Below are 25,186 nucleotides of genomic sequence, written 5' to 3'. Positions count from 1 at the left end.
TTTATCGCCGTATCGAACACGCGCAAGCGCCTTTTTCATCTACGTTAATCGTGATAGTTATAAATTCCCGGCGGCAGAATGAGCTGTGCGGCGACCTCGGCGGCTTTTTCTTTCCCCAGTAGCAAATCAATGATCTTCAGAGCGAAATCCATGCTGGTGCCAGGCCCTTGTGTGGTTAGCAAATTCACGCGTGGATCGTAGACGACGCGTTTTTCCATCCATTTCTCTGGTGCGATACTTTCTTTGAATGTGGGATAACCCGTCATGTTTCCCACGGGGAACAATTGATGATATTCAAGCACCAGAGCAGGCGTTGCACACATCGCGGCGACAATTTTTCCTTCCAGATGCGTTTGTCGAATGCACTCCACCAGAATTGGGCTATCGCGGAAGCACTCCGCGCCTTTTAGCCCACCCGGTAACACCAGGACATCGAAAGGCCGATCGGCGACCATAGCCAGTGGCGCATCGGCCAATAGCCTGACTCCGCGTGAGCAGACGATTTCAAGATTGCCATCGCTGGCTACGCTAGCGAGTGTTACCGTTATACCCGCGCGGACAAGCAAATCTATGGTGGTGACGGCTTCAATTTCTTCACTACCAGGTGCCAGACACACCAGCGCCGATGCGGTCATAATCATTTTCCTTTTGCTTAATATAGTCAAACAGGCGGGCATTTTCGGGGAGTATCAGGCCGTGGAGACGCGCACGGCGCAGTAAATACCCAGTGATGTAGTCAATTTCGGTATGCCGCTGAGCGATGATGTCCTGCAACATCGATGAGGTATTTGCCGCGGTGTTCTGAATAATTTGATTAACGTAGATAAGTAGGCTATCTCGCGATGTATGGAAGCCTTCCCGTTCCATGACGCTGACCACTTCCTGACAAAGTGAGGCAATAAGCTCCGGGTAGGCCGAAAGCTCGCCATTGGTGCAGTGATATTTCACCGTTAGCGGATTGATGACGCAGTTAGCTGCCAGCTTCAGCCAGCAAGTGGCGCTAATGTTGGTATGCCAGGCTACATCCGGCAAGGCCTGATGTAGCATTTCAGCTAAATGACTTTGACTGCTGTCCCCGTTAAACGTACCGATATGCGTCGTGCCTGCGGCAACGTGTACAACGTTGGTTGCGTCGCGCCGTGCTGCATGAGTGGTGATACCTAGCACCAGCGGCTGCTGTAGTGACGGCAACTCTTCCCGCGTACCCATCCCGTTATGTAACAGCAGAATCGTGCAATGTGGGTTAAGCTGGGGCAACAGTACGGTAATGGCATCGGAAACTTGCCAGGCTTTTAGCGTGACCAGCAGCAGTTCGCTCTGGGCAAGATGATCGGGATCGTTAGCTGTCAGGTTGAGATTGCAGTGCTGACCGTCCAGCATGGTGACATTGACCGAACAATACGGTTGCGGAATGCGCAGCCATCCTTGGACATCATGCCCTTGCTGATGTAACGCGGCGAGCCAAAGTTGGCCCAGCGCGCCACAGCCAAGAACGGTGATTTTCATGTGCGTCTCCCTTGTTTGATGCGGGCGCTGTCGATCGCTCATCTTAGGCTATCATTCACATCGTGATCTTGTGCTATTCGGCCAGTTTACCTGATGCAGAGTAAAAATCGGGATCGTGTCTGGCATCTTGCTTATCGCAGAAGAGCGGTTATTATGCTCGCCAGCCAAATTTGTCAGGAGAGCGAATTATGCCATCTTTCGATATTGTTTCGGAAATTGATATGCAGGAAGTCCGTAACGCGGTGGAAAATGCGACACGCGATCTGAGCACCCGCTGGGATTTTCGTAATGTTCCGGCCAGCTTTGAACTGAATGAGAAATCACAGAGTATCAAAGTGGCCAGCGAATCTGATTTTCAGGTACAACAGCTGGTTGATATTCTGCGTGAAAAGCTAGTTAAGCGAGGTATTGAAGGCGGTGCGCTGGAGATCCCTGAAGAGATGGAACACAGCGGCAAAACGTACAGTGTGGAAGCGAAGCTGAAGCAAGGCATTGAAACTACGCTGGCGAAGCAACTCATCAAGCTGATCAAAGACAGCAAGTTGAAAGTGCAGGCGCAGATTCAGGGTGAACAGGTACGCGTCACCGGTAAAGCACGTGATGATTTACAAGGTGTGATGGCGTTAATTCGTGGTGGCAATCTGGGACAGCCGTTCCAATTTACCAACTTCCGTGATTGATGCTTTTAGCCATCTGCCGATGAAAAAAGCCAGCGAAAGCTGGCTTTTTGCTTAACTTAGGCTTGACCCGCTAATTGTTCTAACTGTTGGCGATTGGTCTTTTTGCTGTCTATCTTCACGTAGGCGCTGTATTCATCCGGCACGATAACCACTTCGGCGACGCCTGGCTGGGTGCGAATTCTCTGTTCCAGCTCACTATCCTGCAATGCTAAATCGGACAGTGCGATTCTCAGGCTGCTAAGGTAGGGCGGTTCCTGCATGGTGAAGCTGACAAGTAGCCAGATGGCCGCAATAGCTATGCCAGCCATAAACACAGCGGATGCACCATAAAGCTCAAACAGCCCGCCACCGAGACTTCCTCCAATTGCTACACCGATAAACTGTGTGGTGGAGTAAACGCCCATTGCAGTGCCTTTATACCCCGCAGGTGATTCCTTGCTGATTAGCGATGGCAACAGCGCTTCCATGACGTTGAAAGCCAGGAAAAACAGCTGTACGCCGACGATAATTTGCCAGAGATGGTTACCTGACGCCCACAGAACAATCTCTGCCGCTACCAGTACCACGATGCAGCCGATGAAGACCTGCTTCATCCGTCTTTTCACTTCAGCATAAATGATGAAAGGCACGACGCCAGCAAAGGAGACCAGCATGGTGACCAGATAGACTTTCCATTGTTCCTGCGGAGCCAGTCCTGCGGATTCCATTGCGCGGGGTAGCGCGACGAAGCTCGACATTAATAAAATATGCAAACACATGATGCCGATATTCAGTTTCAGCAGGCGGCTATTGCCGAGTACTTTACGGAAACTACCACGCACCATCGCTGATTCTCGGTTTAGGACGTGTGCGGGTGCAGAAGGAATCAGGGTCAGCGTGATAGCAATACCCGCGAGTGATAGGACGGCGATGCCCCAGAAGAGCGCCTGCAAACCGAAGGCGTGGGTAACGATAGGGCCAACGACCATCGCGATAGCAAAGGTGACGCCAAAGCTCACGCCGATAAATGCCATGGCCTTGGTTCGGTTCTGTTCACGAGTCAGGTCTGAAAGCAGCGCCATGACGGCGGCAGAGATGGCGCCCGCGCCTTGCAATGCTCGGCCAAGGATAATGCCCCAAATAGAATCGCTCAGTGCAGCGATGACGCTACCAAGTGCAAAAATCAGCAGCCCCCCGACGATCAACGGCTTTCTGCCAATGCGGTCGGAGACCAGACCGAAGGGGATCTGGAAAATAGCCTGCATCAAGCCATAGATACCAATCGCAATCCCGATCAGTGCTTCACTGGCACCTTGTAATGCCATACCGTAGGTGGTCAGAACGGGCAACACCATGAACATGCCAAGCATGCGTAGTGAAAAAACGGCACCCAAGCCCCATGTGGCGCGTAATTCGCCTGGGGTCATTTTATTATCGTTCATTCATTACCTCTGAAAACAATTGGCGCTATTTTAGTGTGTTATTGGCCAGACAGTAAACGATAGGTTTGTTACGTGATTTGGCGGAAGGGGAAATAGGGGGAAAAGAAAAAATACAGGGAGCGTTTTTAACGTCGTTTGTGACTGGCGTGTAGGACGTTTGCCATAAAAAAACAGGTGGACGAGCCACCTGTTTTTCTTAATGCATAGAACGAAGCTTGTGATTAACGCAGGTAGGTCAGTAGGACTTCATGCGTTGGAGCAATTGAATCCACGGACATCATGACGCTCAGTGAGGTAATCGCGACGATGGAGAAAACAAACAATTTTCTTGCCCATACGCGGTCATCAATTGCGTTTTTATAGCCAGACAATGCCATACCCAACCACCACACGCTGACTGCTGCGGCAACGATCAGATATTTATAGCCGGCATAGCCGCCGAGAGACAGCATCAATGTTGCTACTGCAAACGCGACGATATAGAGCGTGATGTGGTTTTTCGCAACGGAGATACCTTTCACCACCGGCAGAACGGGGATGTTGGCTGCCTGATAATCCTTGAAGCGGAAAATTGCAATCGCGTAGGAATGCGGCATCTGCCACAGGCTAAAGATTAACAGCAGAATCAACGCGCCAGCGTCGAACTGGTTACTGACGGCACAGTAACCGATAACCGGTGGTGCTGCGCCGGACAGGCTACCAATCAGCGTGCCATAAACAGAATGCCGCTTCATGTACAGGCTATACACACCGACATACACGACGAAGCCCATCACCGCCAGCCACATAGCCAGCGGGTTGGCTGCGATGTACAGCAGAGCAAAGCCCGCAATACCTAACAGCGATGCGTAAACCAGCGTTACCTTCAGCGAAATCAGTCCTTTTACCAGAACCCGATTTTTGGTTCTCTCCATTTTCTTGTCGATGTCGCGGTCAATGACGTTGTTAAACACGCAGCCAGACGCAACGACTAACGACACACCCACGAGGGTGGCGAGAAACAAGGGATAATCAATGCGGCCTTGTGCCGCAAGGAGAAACCCACCGATAACGGAAATCAGATTTCCGAAAATAATTCCTGGTTTAGTAACTTGCAGGTATTGCTTAATCATCTTTTACGGCTCTGTTACTGGATCATCATATTGTGGTGTGCGCTCATCATAATCCAGATGGAGCCCACAACAACAATCGCGATAATCAGGACGGCAAACACAAGAGCCACCACGTTCCAGCGCTCTTCTGAGGACGTATTCAGGTGCAGGAAGTACACCAGATGCACCAGAATTTGAACAACTGCACATCCCACCACAGTGAAAAGAATGGCGTTATGTGAGGCAGTGCCGCTCATGACCATACTAAAAGGAATGACTGTCAAAATAACGGACAGAACAAACCCTATCACATATGATTTAACGCTACCGTGGCTGGCACCTGCATGATCGGTTGTTGAATGACTCATTAGATTGCCCCCAGCAGATAAACAACGGTGAAGACACAAATCCACACCACGTCGAGGAAGTGCCAGAACAGGCTCAGGCACATCAGACGCGTTTTGTTGGTTGCAGTCAGGCCACGTTTGGACACCTGAATCATCATGATGACTAACCAGATAAGACCGCCCGTTACGTGAAGCCCGTGGGTGCCGACCAGCGCGAAGAAGGCAGACAGGAACGCACTGCGATCCGGGCCATAACCTTCCACGATCAGGTGATGGAATTCATAGATTTCCATCCCGATAAACACCAGACCGAACAAGAAAGTCACACCCAGCCAGGTATTAACCTGAGATTTGTTGCCCTTGTTCATGGCGATCATTGCCATGCCGTAGGTAATACTACTGAACAACAGTGCGAACGTTTCTACCAGCACGAAGGGCAGTTGGAAAATGTCCTTCCCGCTCGGGCCGCCCGCAGTACCGTTAACCAGTACTGCATACGTTGCGAACAGTGACCCGAAAATGATCAGGTCGCTCATCAGGTAGACCCAGAAGCCGAAGACCTTGTTGGCTCCTGTGTCGTGGTGCCCATGCTCAGCATGGGCAGTATTGTGGTTAGTCAGAGTTTCAGTTGACATGTTTCACGCCTGCCTTACTGAGTTGATCAAAATTCTGATTCTCAATTTGCTCAATTTCTTTAACCGGTACGTAGTAATCCACGTCCTGATTAAAGCTGTGCACAATCCAGGTCACAATCATGCCTGCGAAGCCAGCGATGGCCAGCCACCAGATATGCCAGATCATAGCAAAACCGAATACCAGGCTAAATGCCGAGATAATCACACCGGCACCAGTATTCTTCGGCATGTGAATCTCTTCATAGCTGGCAGGACGTTTGTAAGCTTCACCTTTCTCTTTCGCTTCCCAGAAAGCATCACGCTCGTCAACATGCGGCACGATAGCGAAGTTGTAGAACGGCGCAGGAGAAGAGGTTGCCCACTCCAGCGTGCGTCCACCCCATGGGTCGCCCGTCAGATCGCGGTTCTGGTCACGGTCACGGATACTGACGTAGAACTGGATAACCTGACACAGTACACCGATACCGATTAATACTGCACCGATGGAGGCCACAACCAGCAAGGCGTGGAACTCAGGGTTGATTTGCTGGCTCAGACGACGCGTCATTCCCATGAAGCCGAGGACGTACAACGGCATAAAGGCAACGAAGAAGCCGATAATCCAGAACCAGAACGCGCGTTTACCCCAAGTTTCGTTCAGCGTGAAACCAAAGGCTTTCGGGAACCAGTAAGTAATACCCGCGAAGCAACCAAACACCACGCCGCCGATGATCACGTTATGGAAGTGAGCAATCAGGAACAGACTGTTGTGCAGGACAAAGTTTGCGCCCGGTACGGCCAGCAGTACGCCTGTCATCCCACCGATGGTAAAGGTGATGATGAAGCCCGTGGTCCACAGCATCGTGGAGTGGGGCTGAATACGACCTTGGTACATAGTGAACAGCCAGTTGAAGATTTTAACCCCAGTTGGGATTGAAATAATCATAGTGGCTATACCAAAGAAGGCGTTGACGTTCGCGCCGGACCCCATGGTAAAGAAGTGGTGCAGCCAAACGATGAACGATAGAACCGTAATCGCAATGGTTGCCCACACCAGTGAGGTGTAGCCAAACAGACGTTTTCTACAGAAGGTAGCAACCACTTCGGAGTAAACACCGAATATCGGCAGCACCAGAATGTAAACCTCAGGATGACCCCATGCCCAAATCAGGTTGATGTACATCATCATGTTGCCACCCATATCATTGGTAAAGAAATGGGTGCCGAGGTAACGGTCAAGTGTCAGTAGCGCAATGGTAACGGTCAATATCGGGAATGCGGCAATGATCAGCACGTTGGTACACAGCGCTGTCCAGGTAAATACCGGCATTTTCATCAGCGTCATGCCTGGCGCACGCATCTTCAGAATCGTCGCGAAGAAGTTAACACCAGTCAGCGTGGTACCTATACCGGATATCTGTAGACTCCATATCCAGTAATCGACCCCGACGCCGGGACTGTACTCCTTTCCTGAAAGTGGCGGATAGGCCACCCAGCCAGTCTGCGCGAACTCACCGACCCCGAGAGAGAGGTTGATCAAGATAACGCCAGCCACAAACAGCCAGAAGCTGAGGGAGTTCAGGAATGGGAAAGCAACGTCACGCGCACCGATCTGCAAGGGAACCGCAAGGTTCATCAAGCCAACAACGAACGGGGTTGCCACGAAGAAGATCATGATGACACCGTGCGCGGTGAAAATCTGATCGTAGTGGTGAGCGTTTAGGAAGCCTTCTTGCCCGGCAGAGGCAAGAACCTGCTGACCGCGCATCATGATGGCATCGGCAAAACCACGTATCATCATCACCAAGCCGACGATGATATACATGATACCGATTTTCTTGTGGTCTACGGAGGTGAACCACTCGGCCCACAGCCATTTCCACTTACCTAAATAAGTGATTGCCGCCAGCAGCGCAAGGCCACCAACGATGATCGCCGCCACGGTGACCATAATAATGGGTTCGTGGTACGGAACCGCATCGAGTGTAAGTTTTCCGAACATCGTATTATCCCTCGGCTCCTTTGTGCGAGCTATGCTCGCCCATGTTCATACCCTCACCGTGTTGCATGTTTTCATCGGGCTTCATGCCTTCACCATGATGTTGCATGTTCATGTCGTTGCCTATGAATTTGCGAATAATATTATTGAACAAATCCGGCTGGACACTGGAGAAGTATTCGACAGGATGGAATTCACTTGGCTTAGCCAACGTGTTGAATTCATCCATGGTATTCAGTGTCTTGGCGGACGCACGAACGTTCGCAACCCACTGATCGAATTCCTGCTGGGTTGGTGTGGCAATCGCGGTGAACTTCATACCAGAGAAGCCTTTTCCACTATAACCACCAGAGATACCGTCGTATTTGCCCGGTTCATTAGCAATTAAATGGAGCTTCGTCTGCATTCCGGCCATGGCGTAAATCTGTCCACCAAGACGAGGGATGAAGAAGGAGTTCATCACGGAGTCGGATGTAATCTTGAATGCAACAGGCACATTGGCAGGGAAAGCCAATTCGTTAACCGTAGCGATACCAAGATCTGGGTAAACAAACAACCATTTCCAGTCAAGCGAAACAACTTCGACATTGATAGGTTTGACGTCTGATACCAGCGGCTTGTACGGATCAAGCGAGTGAGTCGTCTTCCAGGTAATCGTGCCAAGAATAACGATAATGATAATTGGTACAGTCCAGACTACAGCTTCTATCTTGTTGGAATGTGACCAGTTCGGGGTATATTTTGCCTTTTCATTAGAAGCACGGAACTTCCAGGCAAAAGCTATCGTCATAACGATAACGGGAATCACAACGATCAACATCAGCCCGATGGCAGTCAGTATTAGCGATCTTTGTTCTAACCCGATCTCTCCTTTGGGGTTCATTAGCGCCATATCGCAACCGCTCAGTAGAACAGTGGCTGCAAATAAAGACAGCATCCCAAAAATTTTATTGTATTTCTTGAGTCTCATCTAGCGACCTCAATAACAAGGGCTCTATTGTCATTTCATGCGAGCGGGCATTTTACGGGAAGGTTACTGCACTGTAAACATGATTAAGGTTATGTCAGCCGATTGTTGCTGTTTTTTGCCCTTAATGTCACAAAGATAGCCAAAATAAAAATGGTATTTAAAAACAGCAAATTAAGCGGCTACCCAGATGAGAGTATGGATGGATAATAAGAAATTACAACTGACCGTAACGCTTATTTTCTGTTGTTATTTTGGTGAGGTTTTTTGCACAACATGTGTTTTTGATAACGAATGAAATTATTTCTGAAGAGATTTTACGAGGAAATAAAATTCCCTCTAGCAAGATAATTATGAAAAAAATAATTAAATAAAGAAAATGGTGTAATAGGTTCAGGCAGCAAATGGCGCTACCTGAACGAATATCGTCAGTGTACGGATGGCTTAGACGCTCGTCTGAGTGACAGATAGTCCAGCAAGCTACCGAAGAAAATGCCCGACAACGCGAGCGTACAGCCTGCGGTGAGCAGGTATTCTGCCAACAGATGTAATGAATACCATTCCAACGCATTGCTGATGAGCAGAATGAGCCAGAGTGCCAGTAATATCACTCCTAGCCCTAACACATATAAGGCCTGTTTGTAATAATTCTGAAAGCGTGTGCGTAACTGAAAGGTGTCTGTTTTCTGGGTAAATTCCAGCGTCTCGCGGCAAATCATCAGGATTGCCAGGCCCGGTAATGCGGCAAAAATCGAGAACAGATAGAACCATGCCCAGCCGTAGGATTCGACAAACCAGCCTGCAATAGGGCCGACGTAAACCCTCCCGACGGCTGCAAGGGCAGAGAGCAGGGCAAACTGTGTAGCTGAGAAGGATTTATTACACAACGTCATCAACAGTGCGACAAAGGCTGCTGTTCCCATACCGCCGCAGAGATTTTCCAGAAAAACAGCGCTGGCCATGGTGAAGAGACTTTTGTCTGTGATAGCCAGCAGCCAGTATCCTGCATTGGAAACGGCCTGGAGGAGTCCAAACAACATCAACGCTCTGAACAATGAGAGTCGCTGCATCAGTAATCCGCCGTAAATCGCGCCCACGATGGTGGCGAATAGTCCAAGCGTTTTATTAACCAGCCCGACATCACCCGCATTGAAACCAACGCCGCGTATCAGGAAGGTCGTCGTTAAACTGATCGCAAAGGCGTCACCGAGTTTGTATAACACGATCAACAGAAGAATGAGCCAGGCGTTATTACGTTCGAAAAAATCGCGTAGAGGGGCAACAATCGCTTGCTCCATGGTGCGTGGCGCAGGCTGGCAATTCAGTGGTTCTGGTGCAAACAGGGTAGCAAATACCCCAATCAGCATTAATCCTGCCATCAGCCAATAGGTTGCCTGCCAGCCGAGATAGCGATCGGCCATCCACAGTGCCAGCCCACCTGAAACCAGCATGGCAAGCCGGTAGCCTAATACTGAGGTAGCCGCACCCGTACCGCGTTCTTCAGGGGGAAGTAAATCCGTCTTATAGGCATCAAAAACAATATCCTGAGAAGCCGAACAGAACGCGACCAGAACCGCCAGCGTAGCCAGCCACCAGAGATCGCGAGCTGGGTTCATAAACCCCATACCAATAATGGCAGCAATCAGCAGAAGTTGACTGAGAATCAGCCAGCCACGGCGTCGGCCAAGAAACGGTGGGGTGTAGCGGTCCATCAGCGGGGACCACAGAAACTTGAATACGTAGGCTTGGCCAACCAGAGAGAAAAAACCAATGGTTTTCAGATCGACATTCTCGACGGTCATCCAGGCTTGCAATGTGCCGGAGGTCAATGCCAGTGGTAAACCGGAAGCGAAGCCAAGTAACAGCATAAAAAGCGAATTACGTTGGCTGAATAAAGTAATGATGCGACTAAACATGAAGAGTCCTTTCCCTTGCTCCGCGATAGGTCAGGAGCAAGGGAAGCGGCGTACAGAAATTAACGGGCGTTTTCTTTGACGAAGCTGCTTACGCTGGTGTCTTGCGCCATGTCGTTGATGACATCGCCTAACACGGTGTTAACCGCATCAGTGATTTTTTCGTTGCTCGCAGTGAAAGCACCCTGAACGTTATAGGTTGAGCGGTAGTTTTTCACTTGCTTGTTGCCATTTGCTGCCTGAGACATGATGGATATATCGGCTTTGGTCGTGATGTTGTAACGCAGGTTGCCTTCAGAGACATCGGCGTACAGGTGGTTTACCACGATCTGCAAGGCGACTGGGCCACCTGTTCCGATCATATAGCCACGCGCGGTCATTTGCTTTTCCAGTGCTTCTTGCAACAGGAAACGCAGATCGCGGGAAGGTGTCAGCGTAACCAGTTGTCCATCGCGATTCACTTTTGCCAGAGCCTGATCGGCGCGCTGGTCTGCACCATTGATGCTAATCGTCACGCCCATCAGCGTCGGATCCTGAGAAGGCAGGCTAATTTTTGGGGTGACGTTCAGCGTGTTGCTTTTTGCTGCACACCCGGCAAGCAGGATGACGGCCAGAAGAGGGAAAAATAATTTTTTTAACATTCGTATTTTCTCAATAATGATTAGTGTGGTGAGCTGACAAATATTGTTGATATCATATCATCGCCACTGGCAGGAAAAAGAGCCGATAGCAGGTAAATTGTCCTGAAATTCATCTTTTTCATGCTTTTGACCTGAAAAAACTGTTTTTGTCACATCAATACCGTCGATTGCATATCAACCTGTTGCGAATACGCCTCTGCTCGTCATGCCGTTTTTACGCATAACAGGTTGAAAACCGCTAAGGTTATAATGATTCGGGCATCGGTGAATGACAGTCATGTCACGTTGATCTCCCATTTTCCCCAAGCCGAAAGGGTAGCCGTATGATGCGTGAAACGATAGAAGAGAAGCTGCGTGTGGGTTTTGAACCCGTTCATTTAGAGGTCACTGACGAAAGCTATCGGCATAACGTGCCTGCTGGAGCGGAAAGTCATTTTAAAGTTGTGCTGGTCAGCGATAAATTCACCGGGGAGCGCGTGATTGGGCGACATCGCGCAGTTTATGCCGTACTGGCTGCGGAACTTGCGGGTTCGGTGCATGCGTTAGCGCTGCATACGTATACGACAAAAGAGTGGGTCAGCTTGCAAAACGCCGTCCCTTCTTCACCGCCCTGCGGTGGTGCTGGCATCCTTTCTTAAGTCATGAATATGACCCGTTCCTGACATATCGGAGCGGGTTACTGACAAAAACTGTGAATTCGTTGCTGTAATAGTCTGCCCGCCGTTCTCGACTCATCCTCTCTATATCGCTATAATGCTGCGTCTATTTTTCCTGAATGTATTCGGGACGCTTCTGACTACAAGGACGGGGTTGGCAATTTCCCGGTTCTGCGGGGTTGATTCGAGCGGTGCACCTTAGGTGGTGGCAGTCTGAATAAGCTTTGCTGTCGTGAGAGTTTTTCGTCGCGAGAATAGTTTTGGGGTTGACCGATCACTGTGATTTTTTGAGGTAACAAGATGCAAGTTTCAGTTGAAACCACTCAAGGTCTGGGACGTCGCGTAACGATTACCGTTGCTGCTGACATCATTGAGAGTGCGGTGAAGAGCGAGCTGGTCAACGCGGCCAAAAAAGTACGTATTGACGGTTTTCGTAAAGGCAAAGTGCCGATGAATGTTGTTGCTCAGCGTTATGGTGCCTCTGTGCGCCAGGACGTATTGGGTGACCTGATGCAGCGCAACTTTGTTGACGCTATCATCAAAGAAAAAATTAATCCGGTTGGCGCGCCTAACTATATCCCTGGCGAATATGCCGTAGGTGGCGACTTCACTTACTCTGTTGAGTTTGATGTGTACCCGGAAGTCGAACTGAAAGGTCTGGAAGCAATCGAAGTTGAAAAACCGGTTGTTGAAGTGACTGATGCTGACGTTGATACCATGCTGGACACGCTGCGTAAGCAACAGGCAACATGGAAAGAAACCGACCGCGCTGCAACAGCAGAAGATCGTGCAACGATCGATTTCACGGGTTCTATTGACGGTGAAGTCTTCGAAGGCGGAAAAGCGTCTGACTTCGTACTGGCAATGGGCCAGAGCCGCATGATCCCTGGTTTTGAAGACGGTATCGTTGGGCACAAAGCGGGCGAAGAATTCACTATCGACGTGAACTTCCCAGAAGATTACCACGCTGAAAATCTGAAAGGAAAAGCGGCTCAGTTCGTTATCGTCCTGAAGAAAGTTGAAGAGCGTGAGTTGCCTGAACTGACTGAAGAATTCATCAAACGTTTCGGCGTGGCTGATGGTTCTCAGGAAGGTCTGCGTGCTGAAGTTCGTAAAAATATGGAACGTGAGCTGAAAGGCGCGGTGCGTAACCGTGTGAAAACTCAGGTTCTGGACGGACTGATCAACGCAAACGAAATCGAAGTGCCAGTTGCACTGATCGATGGCGAAATCGATGTTCTGCGTCGTCAGGCTGCACAGCGTTTTGGCGGCAACGAGAAGCAAGCGCAAGAATTACCGCGTGAGCTGTTCGAAGAGCAAGCGAAACGCCGTGTTGTGATCGGTCTGCTGCTGGGCGAAGTGATCAGCAGCAACGAGCTGAAAGCTGACGAAGCACGCGTTAATACACTGATCGAAGAGATGGCTTCTGCTTACGAAGATCCGCAGGAAGTTATCGAGTTCTACAGCAAGAATAAAGAGCTGCTGAACAACATGCGTAACGTCGCTCTGGAAGAGCAAGCGGTAGAAACTGTGCTTGCTAAAGCCAAAGTGGTTGAGAAATCAGTAAGCTTCAACGAACTGATGAATCAAACGACTACGGCATAAACCTTGTTGATATCAACATTGTTTATTGCGTAGCGGGGTGCTTCCCTATTAAAGCCCGTGCCTTATGGCGCGGGCTTTTTGCTTATAGCGTTGCGTAATCGTCGTGCTGATGGCGATCGTTCAGGCGATCTTTGATCTTCGGTGTTGAACGTCTTCGTTCTCGTCAGACAATACGCAAGGGATGACCGCCTGAAATTGCACTACTATTAAGTTAGGTGAAGAATTTATTAGTTTAGGCAGAGAATTTATTAGTTCAGGCAAAGAGTTAAACCACAGATTTGCTATGCCGATAACGTGTTAATAATAAAACAATTGGCTCTTTAATAGAGAGCGATTGATAGTGTAAGCTTGAAATACAATGCATGTGCCCCCACTCACTGAAGAGGAAACGCTGGCACAGCAGGTAAGGATTCTCGGCCGTTGGGTTGTTCAACAGGGCGGGGTGGGGTTCCGTAGTCATCCCTATCTATCTCTAGTAGAATTGAGCAATGCAATGATTGAACAACGCAATAAGAGTGCCGGACGCATTTTATCTAGGAGACGTGAATGTCATACAGTGGCGAACAAGAAAGACAAGCACCTCATATGGCGTTAGTGCCGATGGTGGTTGAACAGACCTCGCGTGGGGAACGTTCTTACGATATCTATTCCCGTCTGCTAAAAGAACGGATAATCTTCCTGACTGGTCAGGTTGAAGATCACATGGCGAATCTGGTTGTGGCACAGATGCTGTTTCTGGAAGCCGAAAACCCAGAAAAAGACATTTATCTGTACATTAACTCTCCAGGTGGCGTGATTACTGCGGGTATGTCCATTTATGACACCATGCAGTTTATCAAGCCGGATGTAAGCACGATCTGTATGGGGCAGGCTTGTTCAATGGGCGCGTTCCTGTTGACGGCGGGAGCCAAAGGCAAACGTATTTGCTTGCCTAACTCGCGCGTCATGATTCACCAGCCATTGGGTGGTTTCCAAGGGCAGGCAACGGATATTGAAATCCATGCCAAAGAAATACTGAAAGTGAAAGCCAAAATGAATGAGCTGATGGCGAAACACACGGGACAATCTCTTGAAGCGTTAGAGAGAGACACAGAGCGCGATCGTTTCCTCTCTGCCAGCGAGGCAGTAGAATACGGTTTGGTAGACTCCGTATTCACTAACCGTGGGTAATTCTCCGCCATAGTAGCGGTTTTGGTGTAGCTAAAAATCAGTGTTCGACCGATAGTCTGTTGTGCGGGGTTATTTGACGCGTATTGGCTATAAGTATCGGCGTTCGTTGTAGCGATATCGCTGTGGTTGGCCTGCGGGCAAAAGACGAAGAAGAGGTTTAACTCATGACAGATAAGCGCAAAGACGGTTCAGGAAAGTTACTGTACTGCTCTTTTTGCGGCAAAAGCCAGCATGAAGTGCGTAAGCTGATTGCCGGGCCGTCGGTGTATATCTGCGATGAATGTGTTGACTTGTGTAACGACATTATTCGCGAAGAAATTAAGGAAGTTGCGCCACACCGTGAGCGCAGTGCGTTGCCGACGCCGCACGAAATTCGCCGCCACCTTGACGATTACGTCATTGGTCAAGAACAGGCCAAGAAGGTGTTGGCCGTTGCGGTATATAACCACTATAAACGCTTGCGTAATGGTGACAGCAGCAACGGGATCGAACTGGGTAAAAGTAACATCCTGCTGATCGGTCCGACCGGGAGCGGTAAAACGCTGCTGGCTGAAACGCTGGCGCGTTTCCTGGATGTTCCGTTCACTATGGCGGATGCTACCACGCTGACCGAAGCCGGTTACGTCGGTGAAGATGTTGAAAACATCATTCAGAAGCTGTTGCAGAAGTGCGATTACGATGTGCAGAAAGCGCAGCGTGGGATTGTCTATATCGATGAAATCGACAAGATTTCTCGTAAGTCAGACAACCCGTCTATCACCCGTGATGTGTCTGGTGAAGGCGTGCAGCAGGCGCTGTTGAAGCTGATCGAAGGAACCATCGCAGCGGTTCCGCCGCAAGGTGGGCGCAAGCATCCGCAGCAAGAGTTCTTGCAGGTTGATACCTCCAAGATCCTCTTTATCTGTGGTGGTGCATTTGCGGGGCTAGATAAAGTGATCGAGCAACGTACCGACACGGGACGCGGCATCGGCTTTAATGCAACGGTTAAAGGATCGGCTGAAAAAGCGACCGAAGGCGAGCTGTTAAGCAATGTTGAGCCGGGTGATTTGATTAAATTCGGTTTGATTCCTGAGTTCATCGGTCGTCTGCCTGTCGTTGCGACGCTGAGAGAATTGAGCGAAGACGCACTGATTCAGATTCTGCGTGAGCCGAAAAATGCGCTGACCAAACAGTATCAAGCGTTATTCAATCTGGAAGGCGTTGATCTGGAATTCCGCGATGAAGCGCTGACGGCGATTGCCAAGAAAGCGATGGCGCGTAAAACCGGTGCTCGCGGCCTGCGTTCTATCGTTGAAGCTGCTCTGCTCGATACCATGTATGACCTGCCATCTCTGGATAGCGTGGATAAAGTCGTCATTGATGAATCTGTTATTGCGGGCCAGTCCGAGCCATTGCTGATCTATGGCAAGCCTGAGACACAGCAGGCTTCCGGCGAATAATTAATCAATTTGGCTGTATCAAAAAATAAAAATGGGGGATTTATCCCCCATTTGTTTTTTACACGCATGCTGGTCGTTGAATGTGAGACATTTATCCCCATATACTCAAATACCTATTTGATGAAACCGTGAAAACCGCGTTTCACGAGATTCCCATAACCTGGCGGAAACGAAACTAAGAGAGAGCTCTATGAACCCTGAGCGTTCCGAACGCATAGAAATCCCCGTATTGCCATTGCGCGATGTGGTGGTTTATCCGCACATGGTCATTCCGTTGTTTGTTGGTCGGGAGAAATCGATTCGGTGCCTTGAAGCCGCAATGGATCATGATAAGAAGATCATGCTGGTGGCACAGAAAGAGGCCTCAACGGATGAGCCAAGTATTAACGATCTTTTCTCGGTAGGGACAGTAGCCTCAATTCTTCAAATGCTGAAACTGCCAGACGGCACGGTAAAAGTGCTGGTCGAAGGGTTACAGCGTGCGCGTATTACGACGCTTTCTGACAGCGGTGAGCATTTCGCTGCACACGCAGAATATCTTGATTCCCCGGCGATTGATGAGCGCGAGCAGGAAGTTCTCATGCGCACGGCAATCAATCAGTTTGAGGGATACATCAAGCTGAACAAGAAGATTCCGCCGGAAGTTCTGACATCTCTGAACAGCATTGACGATGCCGCGCGTTTAGCCGACACCATTGCTGCGCATATGCCGCTGAAATTGGCTGATAAGCAGTCTGTACTTGAAATGTTCGACATCACTGAACGCTTAGAGTACCTGATGGCGATGATGGAATCCGAAATCGACCTATTGCAGGTAGAAAAACGAATCCGCGGCCGTGTTAAGAAGCAAATGGAAAAGAGCCAGCGTGAGTACTATCTGAATGAGCAAATGAAAGCCATTCAGAAAGAGCTGGGCGAGATGGATGACGCACCGGATGAACACGAAGCGTTAAAGCGTAAGATTGAAGCGGCAAAAATGCCGAAAGACGCGCGTGAAAAAGCCGAAGCTGAATTACAAAAGCTGAAGATGATGTCGCCAATGTCTGCGGAAGCGACGGTGGTGCGCAGCTATATCGACTGGATGGTGCAGGTACCGTGGAATGCGCGCAGCAAAGTGAAGAAAGACTTGCTGAAAGCGCAGGAAATGCTGGATACCGACCATTATGGTCTGGATCGTGTGAAAGAACGTATCCTTGAATATCTCGCAGTACAGAGCCGTGTCAGCAAGATTAGAGGGCCGATTCTGTGTCTGGTAGGGCCTCCAGGTGTGGGTAAAACCTCACTCGGCCAGTCTATCGCCAAAGCGACTGGACGTCAGTATGTGCGCATGGCGCTAGGTGGCGTGCGTGATGAAGCGGAGATCCGTGGGCATCGCCGTACCTATATCGGTTCAATGCCTGGCAAACTGATCCAGAAAATGGCGAAAGTCGGGGTGAAAAACCCGCTGTTCCTGCTGGATGAGATCGACAAGATGTCTTCCGACATGCGTGGCGATCCGGCTTCTGCCTTGCTGGAAGTACTCGATCCTGAGCAGAACGTCGCGTTTAACGATCACTATCTGGAAGTCGACTACGATCTGTCCGATGTGATGTTTGTTGCGACGTCTAACTCCATGAACATCCCAGCGCCGTTGCTTGACCGTATGGAAGTCATTCGTCTTTCTGGCTATACCGAAGACGAAAAACTGAATATCGCCAAGCAGCACTTGCTGCCGAAACAGATTGAACGTAATGCGCTGAAAACGGGCGAAATCTCAGTAGAAGACAGTGCGATTGTTGGCATTATCCGTTATTACACGCGTGAGGCTGGCGTGCGTAGTCTGGAGCGTGAGATCTCCAAACTGTGCCGTAAAGCAGTAAAAACGCTGTTGATGGATAAATCCACTAAGCATATTCAGATTTCGGGCGATAACCTTAAGGATTTCCTTGGGGTACAGCGTTTTGACTATGGCCGTGCGGACGATGAAAATCGCGTAGGGCAGGTGACTGGATTGGCCTGGACGGAAGTTGGCGGCGATCTGTTGACGATTGAAACCGCCTGCGTGCCGGGCAAGGGTAAACTGACCTATACCGGTTCGTTGGGTGAGGTCATGCAAGAGTCGATTCAGGCTGCGCTTACCGTCGTTCGCGCCAGAGCGGAAAAATTAGGCATCAATACTGATTTTTACGAGAAGCGTGATATCCACGTTCACGTTCCTGAAGGTGCGACGCCAAAAGACGGCCCGAGTGCGGGCATCGCGATGTGTACTGCGCTGGTTTCTTGTCTGACAGGTAACCCAGTGCGTGCTGATGTGGCGATGACGGGTGAGATTACCCTGCGTGGTTTGGTGCTGCCGATCGGTGGTCTGAAAGAGAAACTGTTGGCCGCACACCGTGGTGGTATCAAGACGGTATTGATTCCTGATGACAACAAGCGCGATCTGGAAGAAATCCCACAGAACGTGATTGCCGATCTGGAAATTCATCCGGTGAAACGTATCGAGGAAGTGTTGGCGCTAGCATTGCAGAATGCGCCTTCTGGTATTCAGGTGGTCTCGACCCCTAAAGCCAGAGCCAAGGCCAAGGCAAAATAGTGACCTGTCGCAAAAACCCTTGAGAAAATCAGGGCTGGTGAGTGAAATCGTGCTTGCCAGCTTTTTTTTGTACCGCTAAGTTAGAGCACTGTTAGTTTTAGCCGTAACTGGCTAAGACATGACAGTATTGATTATAAGTTACGTGTCGCGTCTTGGGACATTGAAGCGCGATAAGAGAATTCCAGAGGGGATGACAGAGTGAACAAGTCACAATTGATCGACAAAATTGCCGCAGATGCTGATATTTCCAAAGCGGCAGCAGGGCGTGTGTTAGATGCAATTATTGGTTCCGTTACCGAATCCCTGAAAGAAGGGGATGATGTTGCTTTGGTTGGCTTTGGTACTTTCTCAGTGCGTGAACGTGCTGCGCGTACCGGTCGTAACCCGCAAACTGGTAAGGAAATCAGTATCCCTGCGGCAAAAGTACCAGGATTCCGTGCTGGTAAAACGCTGAAAGACGCCGTTAACTGATTATTACGTCACAGGTTTGGCTGATAACCACTTCGGGTGCCAAACAATACCTGACGCAATGATATTGGTAGGGTAAGATACGAGGCGCATCATTTTATGATGTGCCTTTTATTTATCAGGACTATACATTCCCGACACTCGACAGAACGTGGCGGGCAATAAGCTTAAGTGCGCCCTAGCCTTGTATTGGGCTATAGCAGTCGCAAGGATGCATGGCTCCGGCCAGCGCAGGGAGTTTTATCCATTCTACAGCGGAGTGTTGTCACATTATGATGGACAATTTACGTACGGCCGCGAATAACGTCGTGCTCAAAATTATTCTTGCTTTGATCATCGCATCATTCGTTTTAACCGGCGTTGGTGATTATCTTATTGGTGGTTCAGGAGATTACGCTGCGAAGGTGAACGGGCAGGAAATTACCCGTGCACAGCTTGAGCAGGCGGTACAAAACGAACGCAGTCGTCAGCAGGAAACCCTGGGTGAGAATTTCTCTCTCCTGGCGAGTAATGACGGTTACATGCAGCAGTTGCGTAGGCAGGCACTCTCCCAACTCATTGATGAAACCTTGTTGGATCAGTATGCCAACAAACTGGGACTAAACATCAGTGATGCGCAAATCAAACAGGCGATCTTTGACGTTCCCGCGTTTCAGACAAATAACCGTTTTGATAATGAAAAGTATCTGGATCAGGTTCGTCGACTGGGCGTAACACCGGATATGTATGCTCAGATGCTGCGTAAGCAACTGACTTCACAACAGCTGATTCGCGGTTTTGGCAATACATCGTTCCTGCTGCCGCAGGAGATCGAGAATCTGGTGAAACTGGCTGCGCAGGATCGCGTTGTTCGTGTGGCAACCATTGATATTGCTGCCAAGGCAAAAGCTCAAGCGGTTGCTGACGATGAAGTTCAGGGCTATTACGACCAGAACAAAGGGAATTTCATCGCACCAGAAGAATTCAAAGTCAGCTATATCACGCTGGATGCAGCAAGCATCATGGATAGCGTGAAAGTGGACGATGCGGCTATCAACGATTTCTACGAACAGAATAAGAACGACTATTCCCAACCTGAGCGCAAAAAATTCAGCGTCATTCAGGTGAAGAATGAGGCCGATGCAGCATCTGTTCTGGATTCGCTTAAGCAAGGTGGCGACTTCGCTGCGTTAGCGAAGGAAAAATCAACGGACATCATCTCACGTCGCAACGGTGGCGATCTGGGATGGATGGACGAAAACAGCATGATTGATGAGCTTAAGCAGGCAAAACTGACTGAGAAAGGTCAGGTTTCCGCAGCGATTAAATCATCTGTTGGTTATTTGATTGTGCGTCTGGATGATGTTCAGCCACAGCAGGTCAAACCGCTGAGCGAAGTGCGTGCCGCGATTGCTGAGAAAGTGAAGCACGAGAAAGCGCAGGATGGTTACTATGCGCTGCAACAAAAAACCAGCGAAGCGGCTAGCAACGACAACGAATCCCTGGCTTCAGCAGAAGAAGCGGCCGGCGTGAAAGCAACGCAGACAGACTGGTTCACGCGTGAGAAGGTTCCAGCTGCGCTGAACTTCCAACCAGTAACGCAGGCTATCTTTAGCGGTGCGTTACTGGGTGAGAACGGTGCTGCGGGCAACAACTCTGATGTGATTAACGTTGACGGTGACCGTGCTTTTGTTCTGCGTATCTCTGAGCACAAGCCTGAAAGCACTCGCCCTTTGGATCAGGTTCGTACCGAGATCGTAGAGGCGTTGAAGCGTCAGAAGGCTGAACAGCAGGCTCGTGTGGACGCTGAAAAAATTCTGGCTGAGCTGAAGCAAGGCAAAGATGACGCGCTTAAAGCTGCCGGGTTGAGCTTTGGTGAAGCAAAAACGATGTCTTCTATCTCTCAAGGTGATGCAACGGCTGAGGCGATTTTTGCTATGCCGCATCCACAAAAAGATAAGCCGTCCTATGCGATTACTCAGGATCAGGCGGGTAACATCGTGCTGGCTGCGCTGGATAGCGTGACGCCACATCAGCTAAGCGATGAGCAGAAAACACAGTTTGCCAGCCAGGTTCAGCAAGGTTCTCTGGGCGCGCTGTTTGATTCTCTGCTGTCCAGCTTGCGTAGTGAAGCGAAAATCAAGATGGGCAATGCGGCGCAGGAACAGCAATAAGCTCCGCAAAAATTTGCAAATCGTTGCAACAACTAAAGGCCGCTTTCGCGGCCTTTTCCACATTTAAATTCTGCTGTTTGCGGTGTTGATGGGTCTGCGGCAAGGTAGCCGTGCTGTCACACACAAGGAGGAAACAGCATGAAAAAATCAGGAATAAAAGCACTGTGTTTGATCATTGGAATGAGTTTGTCTGGGTTGCCATTACTGGGCCAGGCTGCAGCTAAAGCCGCTGACAGTACAGCGACGGCGGTGAAGTCTGCGCCAGCAGATCAGAAAGCGGAAAAGGCAACGCTTCCTGATGGTGATGAGGATAAGGTAAGCATTAATACGGCGAACGCTGCGGATTTGGCTGAAATAATGAACGGTGTCGGCCTTAAAAAAGCGGAAGCGATCGTTAACTATCGTGAGCAAAATGGCGCTTTTACCCAGATCGATCAATTAACTGAGGTCCCAGGAATTGGCGCTGCATTAGTTGAACGTAATCTCTCTCGTTTAAAACTGTGACGTTTTTAATACTGTGATACCGGTCGCAGCCCAGTTGAGCACTTCCTCGGGGCTGCGAACCTCTGCTAGGCTAATTATCAGGTCATACCAGTTGTTGGTTTTGTCACAGGAGCATGAGTGTTATGCAGACTTTCATTACCGTTCGTGGTTATCACATTGATGTCTATCAGCACGTTAATAACGCGCGCTATCTGGAGTTTCTGGAAGAGGCGCGTTGGCAATGGCTGGAAACGTTGCCCGCTTTTGGCTGGATGCAGAGTAACAATATTGCTTTCGTCGTAGTGAACATCAATATCAACTATCGCAAGCCTGCCGTTCTCGGTGACGTTCTGCGTGTTGATAGTGAATTACTTCAGATGAATACGAAAAGTGGCGTGATCAGTCAGAAGATAACCCGAGTATCTGATGAAAGTGATGTAGCGGATGCAACGCTGACATTTGTCTGCATTGATTTATTGACGCAAAAAGCACTGCCGCTTGAGGGAGAGTTACTGGAACACTTAAACGAGATTCGTCGTTAACATAAAGCAACATGCCGCATCTGTTCGACGTGGCATGCTGTTTTTACTGGATGCGTGAAATTTCTGCGAGCCGAAGTCTCAGCGTAACCCAACTTTCTGCTTCAGTGAGGCCATGACCGCTACAGCGTCTTTTTGATATTGTTCGAGTCCGTTTGCGCGTAAATGGCAGGCGGCACACTGACCACATCCATCACCCTTGATGCCGTTATAGCAGGTTAGCGTGTGGTAACGCACGGTATCGAGCTGCTGGTAATAATCCGCCAGCGCCCAGGTCTCGGCCTTATTGAGCCACATTAGTGGAGTTTCAAAGCGGATATCGCGGGCGATACCAAGGACAATAGCCTGATTTAGCGCCTTTACGAATTCGTCGCGACAGTCTGGGTAACCGGAAAAGTCGGTCTCACACACGCCAGTAATGACGGCTTCTGCACCAACCTGATAGGCGTAGATAGAAGCGAGTGTCAGGAAAAGTATGTTTCTTCCCGGAACGAAGGTGTTGGGAATTCCTTGTGCATTGGCGTCGTAATCAGGAACCGGGATGCTGTCGCGCGTTAGGCTGCTGGTGGCGAGTTCATTCAGTAAGCCGACGTCCAGAACCTTATGCGCCGTTGCGCCCAGTTTCTGGCTGAGTTCTTGGGCGACATCAATTTCCGCGCGGTGGCGTTGTCCGTAATCGAAGGTGATGCAGTGGACGTCATCATAATATTGCAGAGCCTGAATCAGGCAGGTTGTGGAATCTTGTCCACCGCTAAAAACGACAACAGCACGTTTCATTCTTCATTCACCTTAACGCGACGTTAACCGCAAGACGTCTCTAACGCACTGCGGTGCAAAGTCGCTATGTTACCTGAAACCAGGTTACCTGAAAAATAGCCTGTATTCAGCGTTGTGTCCGCGCGTTGACTACACCAGCCTCACGCTAGGCTGGGTTCCTGCATGATAGCGGACATCTTCGGATTGTTCAGGGCGTTGAGGTAAGGGCCAATGTCGCCGATGTTTTTTTCTACCCAACTGCTGTTGTAGTAGGTGTCCAGATAACGTTCGCCGCTGTCACATAACAGGGTCACAATCGCGCCTTTTTGGCCACGATTAACCATTTCTTTGGCTAATTGCAGCATGCCCCAGACATTCGTACCGGTAGAGGCACCTGCTTTTCGGCCTAATACGCTTTCCAGCCAGTACAGCGTTGCGATGCTGGCAGCATCCGGCACTTTGATCATGCTATCAATAACACCTGGAATAAAAGAAGGCTCGGCACGCGGGCGGCCGATACCTTCTATCCGACTGCCGCACGGGCCAATGATGGAACGATCCTGTTTCTGATAGCAGTCGTAGAAAACGGAGTTTTCTGGATCGACGACGACCAATTGCGTATCCAGACCCTGATAGCGAATGTAGCGCCCGAGCGTGGCTGACGTGCCGCCCGTACCGGCACTCATCACAATGTAGTCTGGTACAGGATGGGGTTCACGGGCCATTTGGCGGTAAATACTGTCGGCAATATTGTTGTTGCCACGCCAGTCAGTGGCGCGTTCCGCGTAGGTGAACTGGTCCATATAGTGGCCGTTCATCTCTTGCGCGAGCTGTTCGGAGGCGGCATAGATTTGTCCCGCCTGCTCAACAAAATGGCAGCGTCCGCCATAGAAAGCGATTTGCTCTATTTTTCTTTTTGCGGTGCAGGACGGCATGACGGCAATAAACGGTAAGCCAAGCAGGCGTGCAAAATACGCTTCTGATACAGCGGTACTGCCAGATGAGGCTTCGATAATTGGCGTGCCTTCTTTAATCCAACCGTTACACAGCCCGTAGAGAAACAAAGAGCGCGCCAGTCGATGCTTCAGGCTACCGCTGGGATGTGTGCTTTCATCTTTGAGATAAAAATAGATACCGGGATAATCCGGCAGGGTAAGGCGGATAAGATGCGTATCAGCCGAACGCTGAAAATCAGCTTCGATAGCGCTGATGGCATTTTTAACCCAGGCATTGGTCATGATGAAAACTCGGTTAGATAGCTATGCGAATAGATTAACGAGTTTTCAGGATAAAAAAATTACCTTTTTATCTCTTGATGGGTGGTTTAAGGGAATTATTTACTCTTTATTGATTCATGTGGGGGTGTTTTTACTATCGAGATACAGGAAGGGTCGCTATCCTAAAAATCATGGTGACGGTGATGGTCTTGCTGTAAAAGTCATTAAGGTCATCAGCTATACTGATGGCACCAATAATGCGATCCCCTCGTTTTTGGGCGGAAAGAACATTGCTTTTATCTCTTAATGGCGGAAAGTAGGGAAATACTTTCTATGGATCGGCCTTATGTTGGGTAAAACATATTGGGTAACACTATGCTGGATAAAATTGATCGAACACTGCTGAATATGTTGCAACAGGATTGCACGCTTTCGCTTCAGACGCTGGCTGATGCGGTTAATCTGACATCCACGCCGTGCTGGAAGCGTCTTAAGCGTCTGGAAGAAGAGGGAATCATTCGGGCTCGGGTGGCGCTGCTGGATAATGAACGTCTGGGATTAGGGCTAACCGCGTTTGTCTTATTAAAAACGCAGCAGCACAATCGTGACTGGTATCAGACCTTCACTCGCGTGGTGTCCGACATGCCGGAAGTGCTGGCCTTTTATCGCATGGCGGGCGAATACGACTACCTGATGCAGGTCCAGGTCGCTGATATGAAAAGCTATGATGATTTCTATAAGCGGTTAGTGAATGGTATTCCCGGGCTGGTCGATGTAACATCTAGCTTTGCTATGGAACGAATCAAACATACCACGGCACTGCCTTTATCCCTGTGATTCATCGTCCATACTCGTCATACTTCAAGTTGCATGTGCGTTGGCAGCATTCAGTCACCCGAATCACTTACTTGAGTAAGCTCATCGGGATTCCTTCTTTTGCCGCCTTCCT

General features: G+C 49.6%; 24 protein-coding genes. 12 read left to right on the top strand and 12 right to left on the bottom strand.

What is annotated here, in order from left to right; all coding sequences use genetic code 11:
* Positions 1–44: 44 nt before the first annotated feature.
* Both yajL and panE read right to left on the bottom strand, forming a co-directional pair.
* The gene (yajL, locus tag DUT67_RS16595) at positions 45–635 is read right to left on the bottom strand and encodes a protein deglycase YajL (protein ID WP_113627181.1); all 591 of its coding nucleotides are present in this window, start codon (positions 633–635) and stop codon (positions 45–47) included.
* Entirely contained in the window at positions 598–1,506 is a 909-nt protein-coding gene (gene panE / locus DUT67_RS16590) for a 2-dehydropantoate 2-reductase (protein ID WP_113627180.1), read from the bottom strand. Before panE ends, yajL begins: the two co-directional genes overlap by 38 nt.
* A gap of 188 nt (positions 1,507–1,694) precedes the next feature.
* Here panE and DUT67_RS16585 point away from each other — a divergent pair, with 188 nt between their 5' ends.
* Positions 1,695–2,186, top strand: coding sequence for a YajQ family cyclic di-GMP-binding protein (locus DUT67_RS16585; protein WP_011092731.1), 492 nt, complete (start codon positions 1,695–1,697; stop codon positions 2,184–2,186).
* Positions 2,187–2,242: 56 nt separating this feature from the next.
* Here DUT67_RS16585 and DUT67_RS16580 read toward each other — a convergent pair whose 3' ends face one another.
* The 8 genes from DUT67_RS16580 to DUT67_RS16545 form a co-directional block, all read right to left on the bottom strand.
* Positions 2,243–3,607, bottom strand: coding sequence for an MFS transporter (locus DUT67_RS16580; protein ID WP_113627179.1), 1,365 nt, complete (start codon positions 3,605–3,607; stop codon positions 2,243–2,245).
* Between the two features lie 221 nt (positions 3,608–3,828).
* Positions 3,829–4,719, bottom strand: a complete 891-nt coding sequence (gene cyoE, locus DUT67_RS16575; RefSeq protein ID WP_113632880.1) for a heme o synthase — start codon at positions 4,717–4,719, stop codon at positions 3,829–3,831.
* A gap of 14 nt (positions 4,720–4,733) precedes the next feature.
* Complete coding sequence (locus DUT67_RS16570) at positions 4,734–5,066, bottom strand: cytochrome o ubiquinol oxidase subunit IV (protein ID WP_011092734.1); 333 nt, start codon at positions 5,064–5,066, stop codon at positions 4,734–4,736.
* Positions 5,066–5,680 carry a cytochrome o ubiquinol oxidase subunit III gene (locus DUT67_RS16565; RefSeq protein WP_011092735.1) on the bottom strand — a complete coding sequence of 205 codons (615 nt, stop codon included), beginning with the start codon at positions 5,678–5,680 and terminating at the stop codon, positions 5,066–5,068. Before DUT67_RS16565 ends, DUT67_RS16570 begins: the two co-directional genes overlap by 1 nt.
* Positions 5,670–7,661 (bottom strand): cytochrome o ubiquinol oxidase subunit I, encoded by a 1,992-nt coding sequence (gene cyoB / locus DUT67_RS16560; RefSeq protein ID WP_048259129.1) that lies wholly within the window; start codon positions 7,659–7,661, stop codon positions 5,670–5,672. The genes DUT67_RS16565 and cyoB overlap by 11 nt, the downstream gene beginning before the upstream one ends.
* Before the next feature lie 4 nt (positions 7,662–7,665).
* The gene (gene cyoA / locus DUT67_RS16555) at positions 7,666–8,628 is read right to left on the bottom strand and encodes a cytochrome o ubiquinol oxidase subunit II (protein ID WP_048259130.1); all 963 of its coding nucleotides are present in this window, start codon (positions 8,626–8,628) and stop codon (positions 7,666–7,668) included.
* Positions 8,629–9,053: 425 nt separating this feature from the next.
* Positions 9,054–10,541, bottom strand: a complete 1,488-nt coding sequence (gene ampG / locus DUT67_RS16550; RefSeq protein WP_113632879.1) for a muropeptide MFS transporter AmpG — start codon at positions 10,539–10,541, stop codon at positions 9,054–9,056.
* 59 nt (positions 10,542–10,600) lie between these two features.
* Positions 10,601–11,179 carry a lipoprotein gene (locus tag DUT67_RS16545; RefSeq protein ID WP_048259132.1) on the bottom strand — a complete coding sequence of 193 codons (579 nt, stop codon included), beginning with the start codon at positions 11,177–11,179 and terminating at the stop codon, positions 10,601–10,603.
* A 323-nt stretch (positions 11,180–11,502) separates the two neighbouring features.
* Between DUT67_RS16545 and bolA the strand changes: the two genes are divergently transcribed.
* The 9 genes from bolA (at position 11,503) to DUT67_RS16500 (ending at position 22,267) form a co-directional block, all read left to right on the top strand.
* A complete protein-coding gene (gene bolA / locus DUT67_RS16540) occupies positions 11,503–11,817 on the top strand; it encodes a transcriptional regulator BolA (protein WP_048259133.1) in 315 nt (104 codons plus the stop codon).
* 318 nt (positions 11,818–12,135) lie between these two features.
* The gene (gene tig / locus DUT67_RS16535; protein WP_048259134.1) at positions 12,136–13,440 is read left to right on the top strand and encodes a trigger factor; all 1,305 of its coding nucleotides are present in this window, start codon (positions 12,136–12,138) and stop codon (positions 13,438–13,440) included.
* A gap of 546 nt (positions 13,441–13,986) precedes the next feature.
* Positions 13,987–14,610: an ATP-dependent Clp endopeptidase proteolytic subunit ClpP gene (gene clpP, locus DUT67_RS16530; protein ID WP_048259135.1), complete on the top strand. Its 624-nt coding sequence runs from the start codon at positions 13,987–13,989 to the stop codon at positions 14,608–14,610.
* Between the two features lie 164 nt (positions 14,611–14,774).
* Positions 14,775–16,049 (top strand): ATP-dependent protease ATP-binding subunit ClpX, encoded by a 1,275-nt coding sequence (clpX, locus tag DUT67_RS16525; RefSeq protein WP_048259136.1) that lies wholly within the window; start codon positions 14,775–14,777, stop codon positions 16,047–16,049.
* Positions 16,050–16,239: 190 nt separating this feature from the next.
* A complete protein-coding gene (gene lon / locus DUT67_RS16520) occupies positions 16,240–18,621 on the top strand; it encodes an endopeptidase La (RefSeq protein WP_048259137.1) in 2,382 nt (793 codons plus the stop codon).
* 198 nt (positions 18,622–18,819) lie between these two features.
* On the top strand, positions 18,820–19,092 hold the full coding sequence (hupB, locus tag DUT67_RS16515; RefSeq protein WP_005976031.1) for a nucleoid-associated protein HU-beta: 273 nt from the start codon (positions 18,820–18,822) through the stop codon (positions 19,090–19,092).
* A 269-nt stretch (positions 19,093–19,361) separates the two neighbouring features.
* Positions 19,362–21,242: a peptidylprolyl isomerase gene (ppiD, locus tag DUT67_RS16510; RefSeq protein WP_113632878.1), complete on the top strand. Its 1,881-nt coding sequence runs from the start codon at positions 19,362–19,364 to the stop codon at positions 21,240–21,242.
* A gap of 138 nt (positions 21,243–21,380) precedes the next feature.
* Positions 21,381–21,746: a helix-hairpin-helix domain-containing protein gene (locus DUT67_RS16505; RefSeq protein ID WP_113627411.1), complete on the top strand. Its 366-nt coding sequence runs from the start codon at positions 21,381–21,383 to the stop codon at positions 21,744–21,746.
* A gap of 122 nt (positions 21,747–21,868) precedes the next feature.
* Complete coding sequence (locus DUT67_RS16500) at positions 21,869–22,267, top strand: thioesterase family protein (protein ID WP_048259140.1); 399 nt, start codon at positions 21,869–21,871, stop codon at positions 22,265–22,267.
* A gap of 78 nt (positions 22,268–22,345) precedes the next feature.
* On the opposite strand, the gene queC is transcribed toward DUT67_RS16500, so the two are convergent.
* Together queC and DUT67_RS16490 are read right to left on the bottom strand one after the other, a co-directional pair.
* On the bottom strand, positions 22,346–23,041 hold the full coding sequence (gene queC, locus DUT67_RS16495; protein WP_113632877.1) for a 7-cyano-7-deazaguanine synthase QueC: 696 nt from the start codon (positions 23,039–23,041) through the stop codon (positions 22,346–22,348).
* 140 nt (positions 23,042–23,181) lie between these two features.
* Positions 23,182–24,258, bottom strand: a complete 1,077-nt coding sequence (locus DUT67_RS16490; RefSeq protein WP_048259142.1) for a PLP-dependent cysteine synthase family protein — start codon at positions 24,256–24,258, stop codon at positions 23,182–23,184.
* On the opposite strand from DUT67_RS16490, the gene DUT67_RS16485 reads away from it, so the two are divergent.
* Positions 24,257–24,544 carry a hypothetical protein gene (locus tag DUT67_RS16485; protein ID WP_113632876.1) on the top strand — a complete coding sequence of 96 codons (288 nt, stop codon included), beginning with the start codon at positions 24,257–24,259 and terminating at the stop codon, positions 24,542–24,544. The two genes, DUT67_RS16490 and DUT67_RS16485, sit on opposite strands and share 2 nt — an antisense overlap.
* Before the next feature lie 68 nt (positions 24,545–24,612).
* A complete protein-coding gene (locus DUT67_RS16480) occupies positions 24,613–25,074 on the top strand; it encodes an Lrp/AsnC family transcriptional regulator (protein WP_005976040.1) in 462 nt (153 codons plus the stop codon).
* Positions 25,075–25,186 lie beyond the last annotated feature (112 nt).

The sequence above is a fragment of the Pectobacterium peruviense genome (assembly GCF_003312355.2).
In the GTDB taxonomy this organism is placed as follows: domain Bacteria; phylum Pseudomonadota; class Gammaproteobacteria; order Enterobacterales; family Enterobacteriaceae; genus Pectobacterium; species Pectobacterium peruviense.
This window is presented reverse-complemented; position numbering and strand designations above follow the sequence as displayed.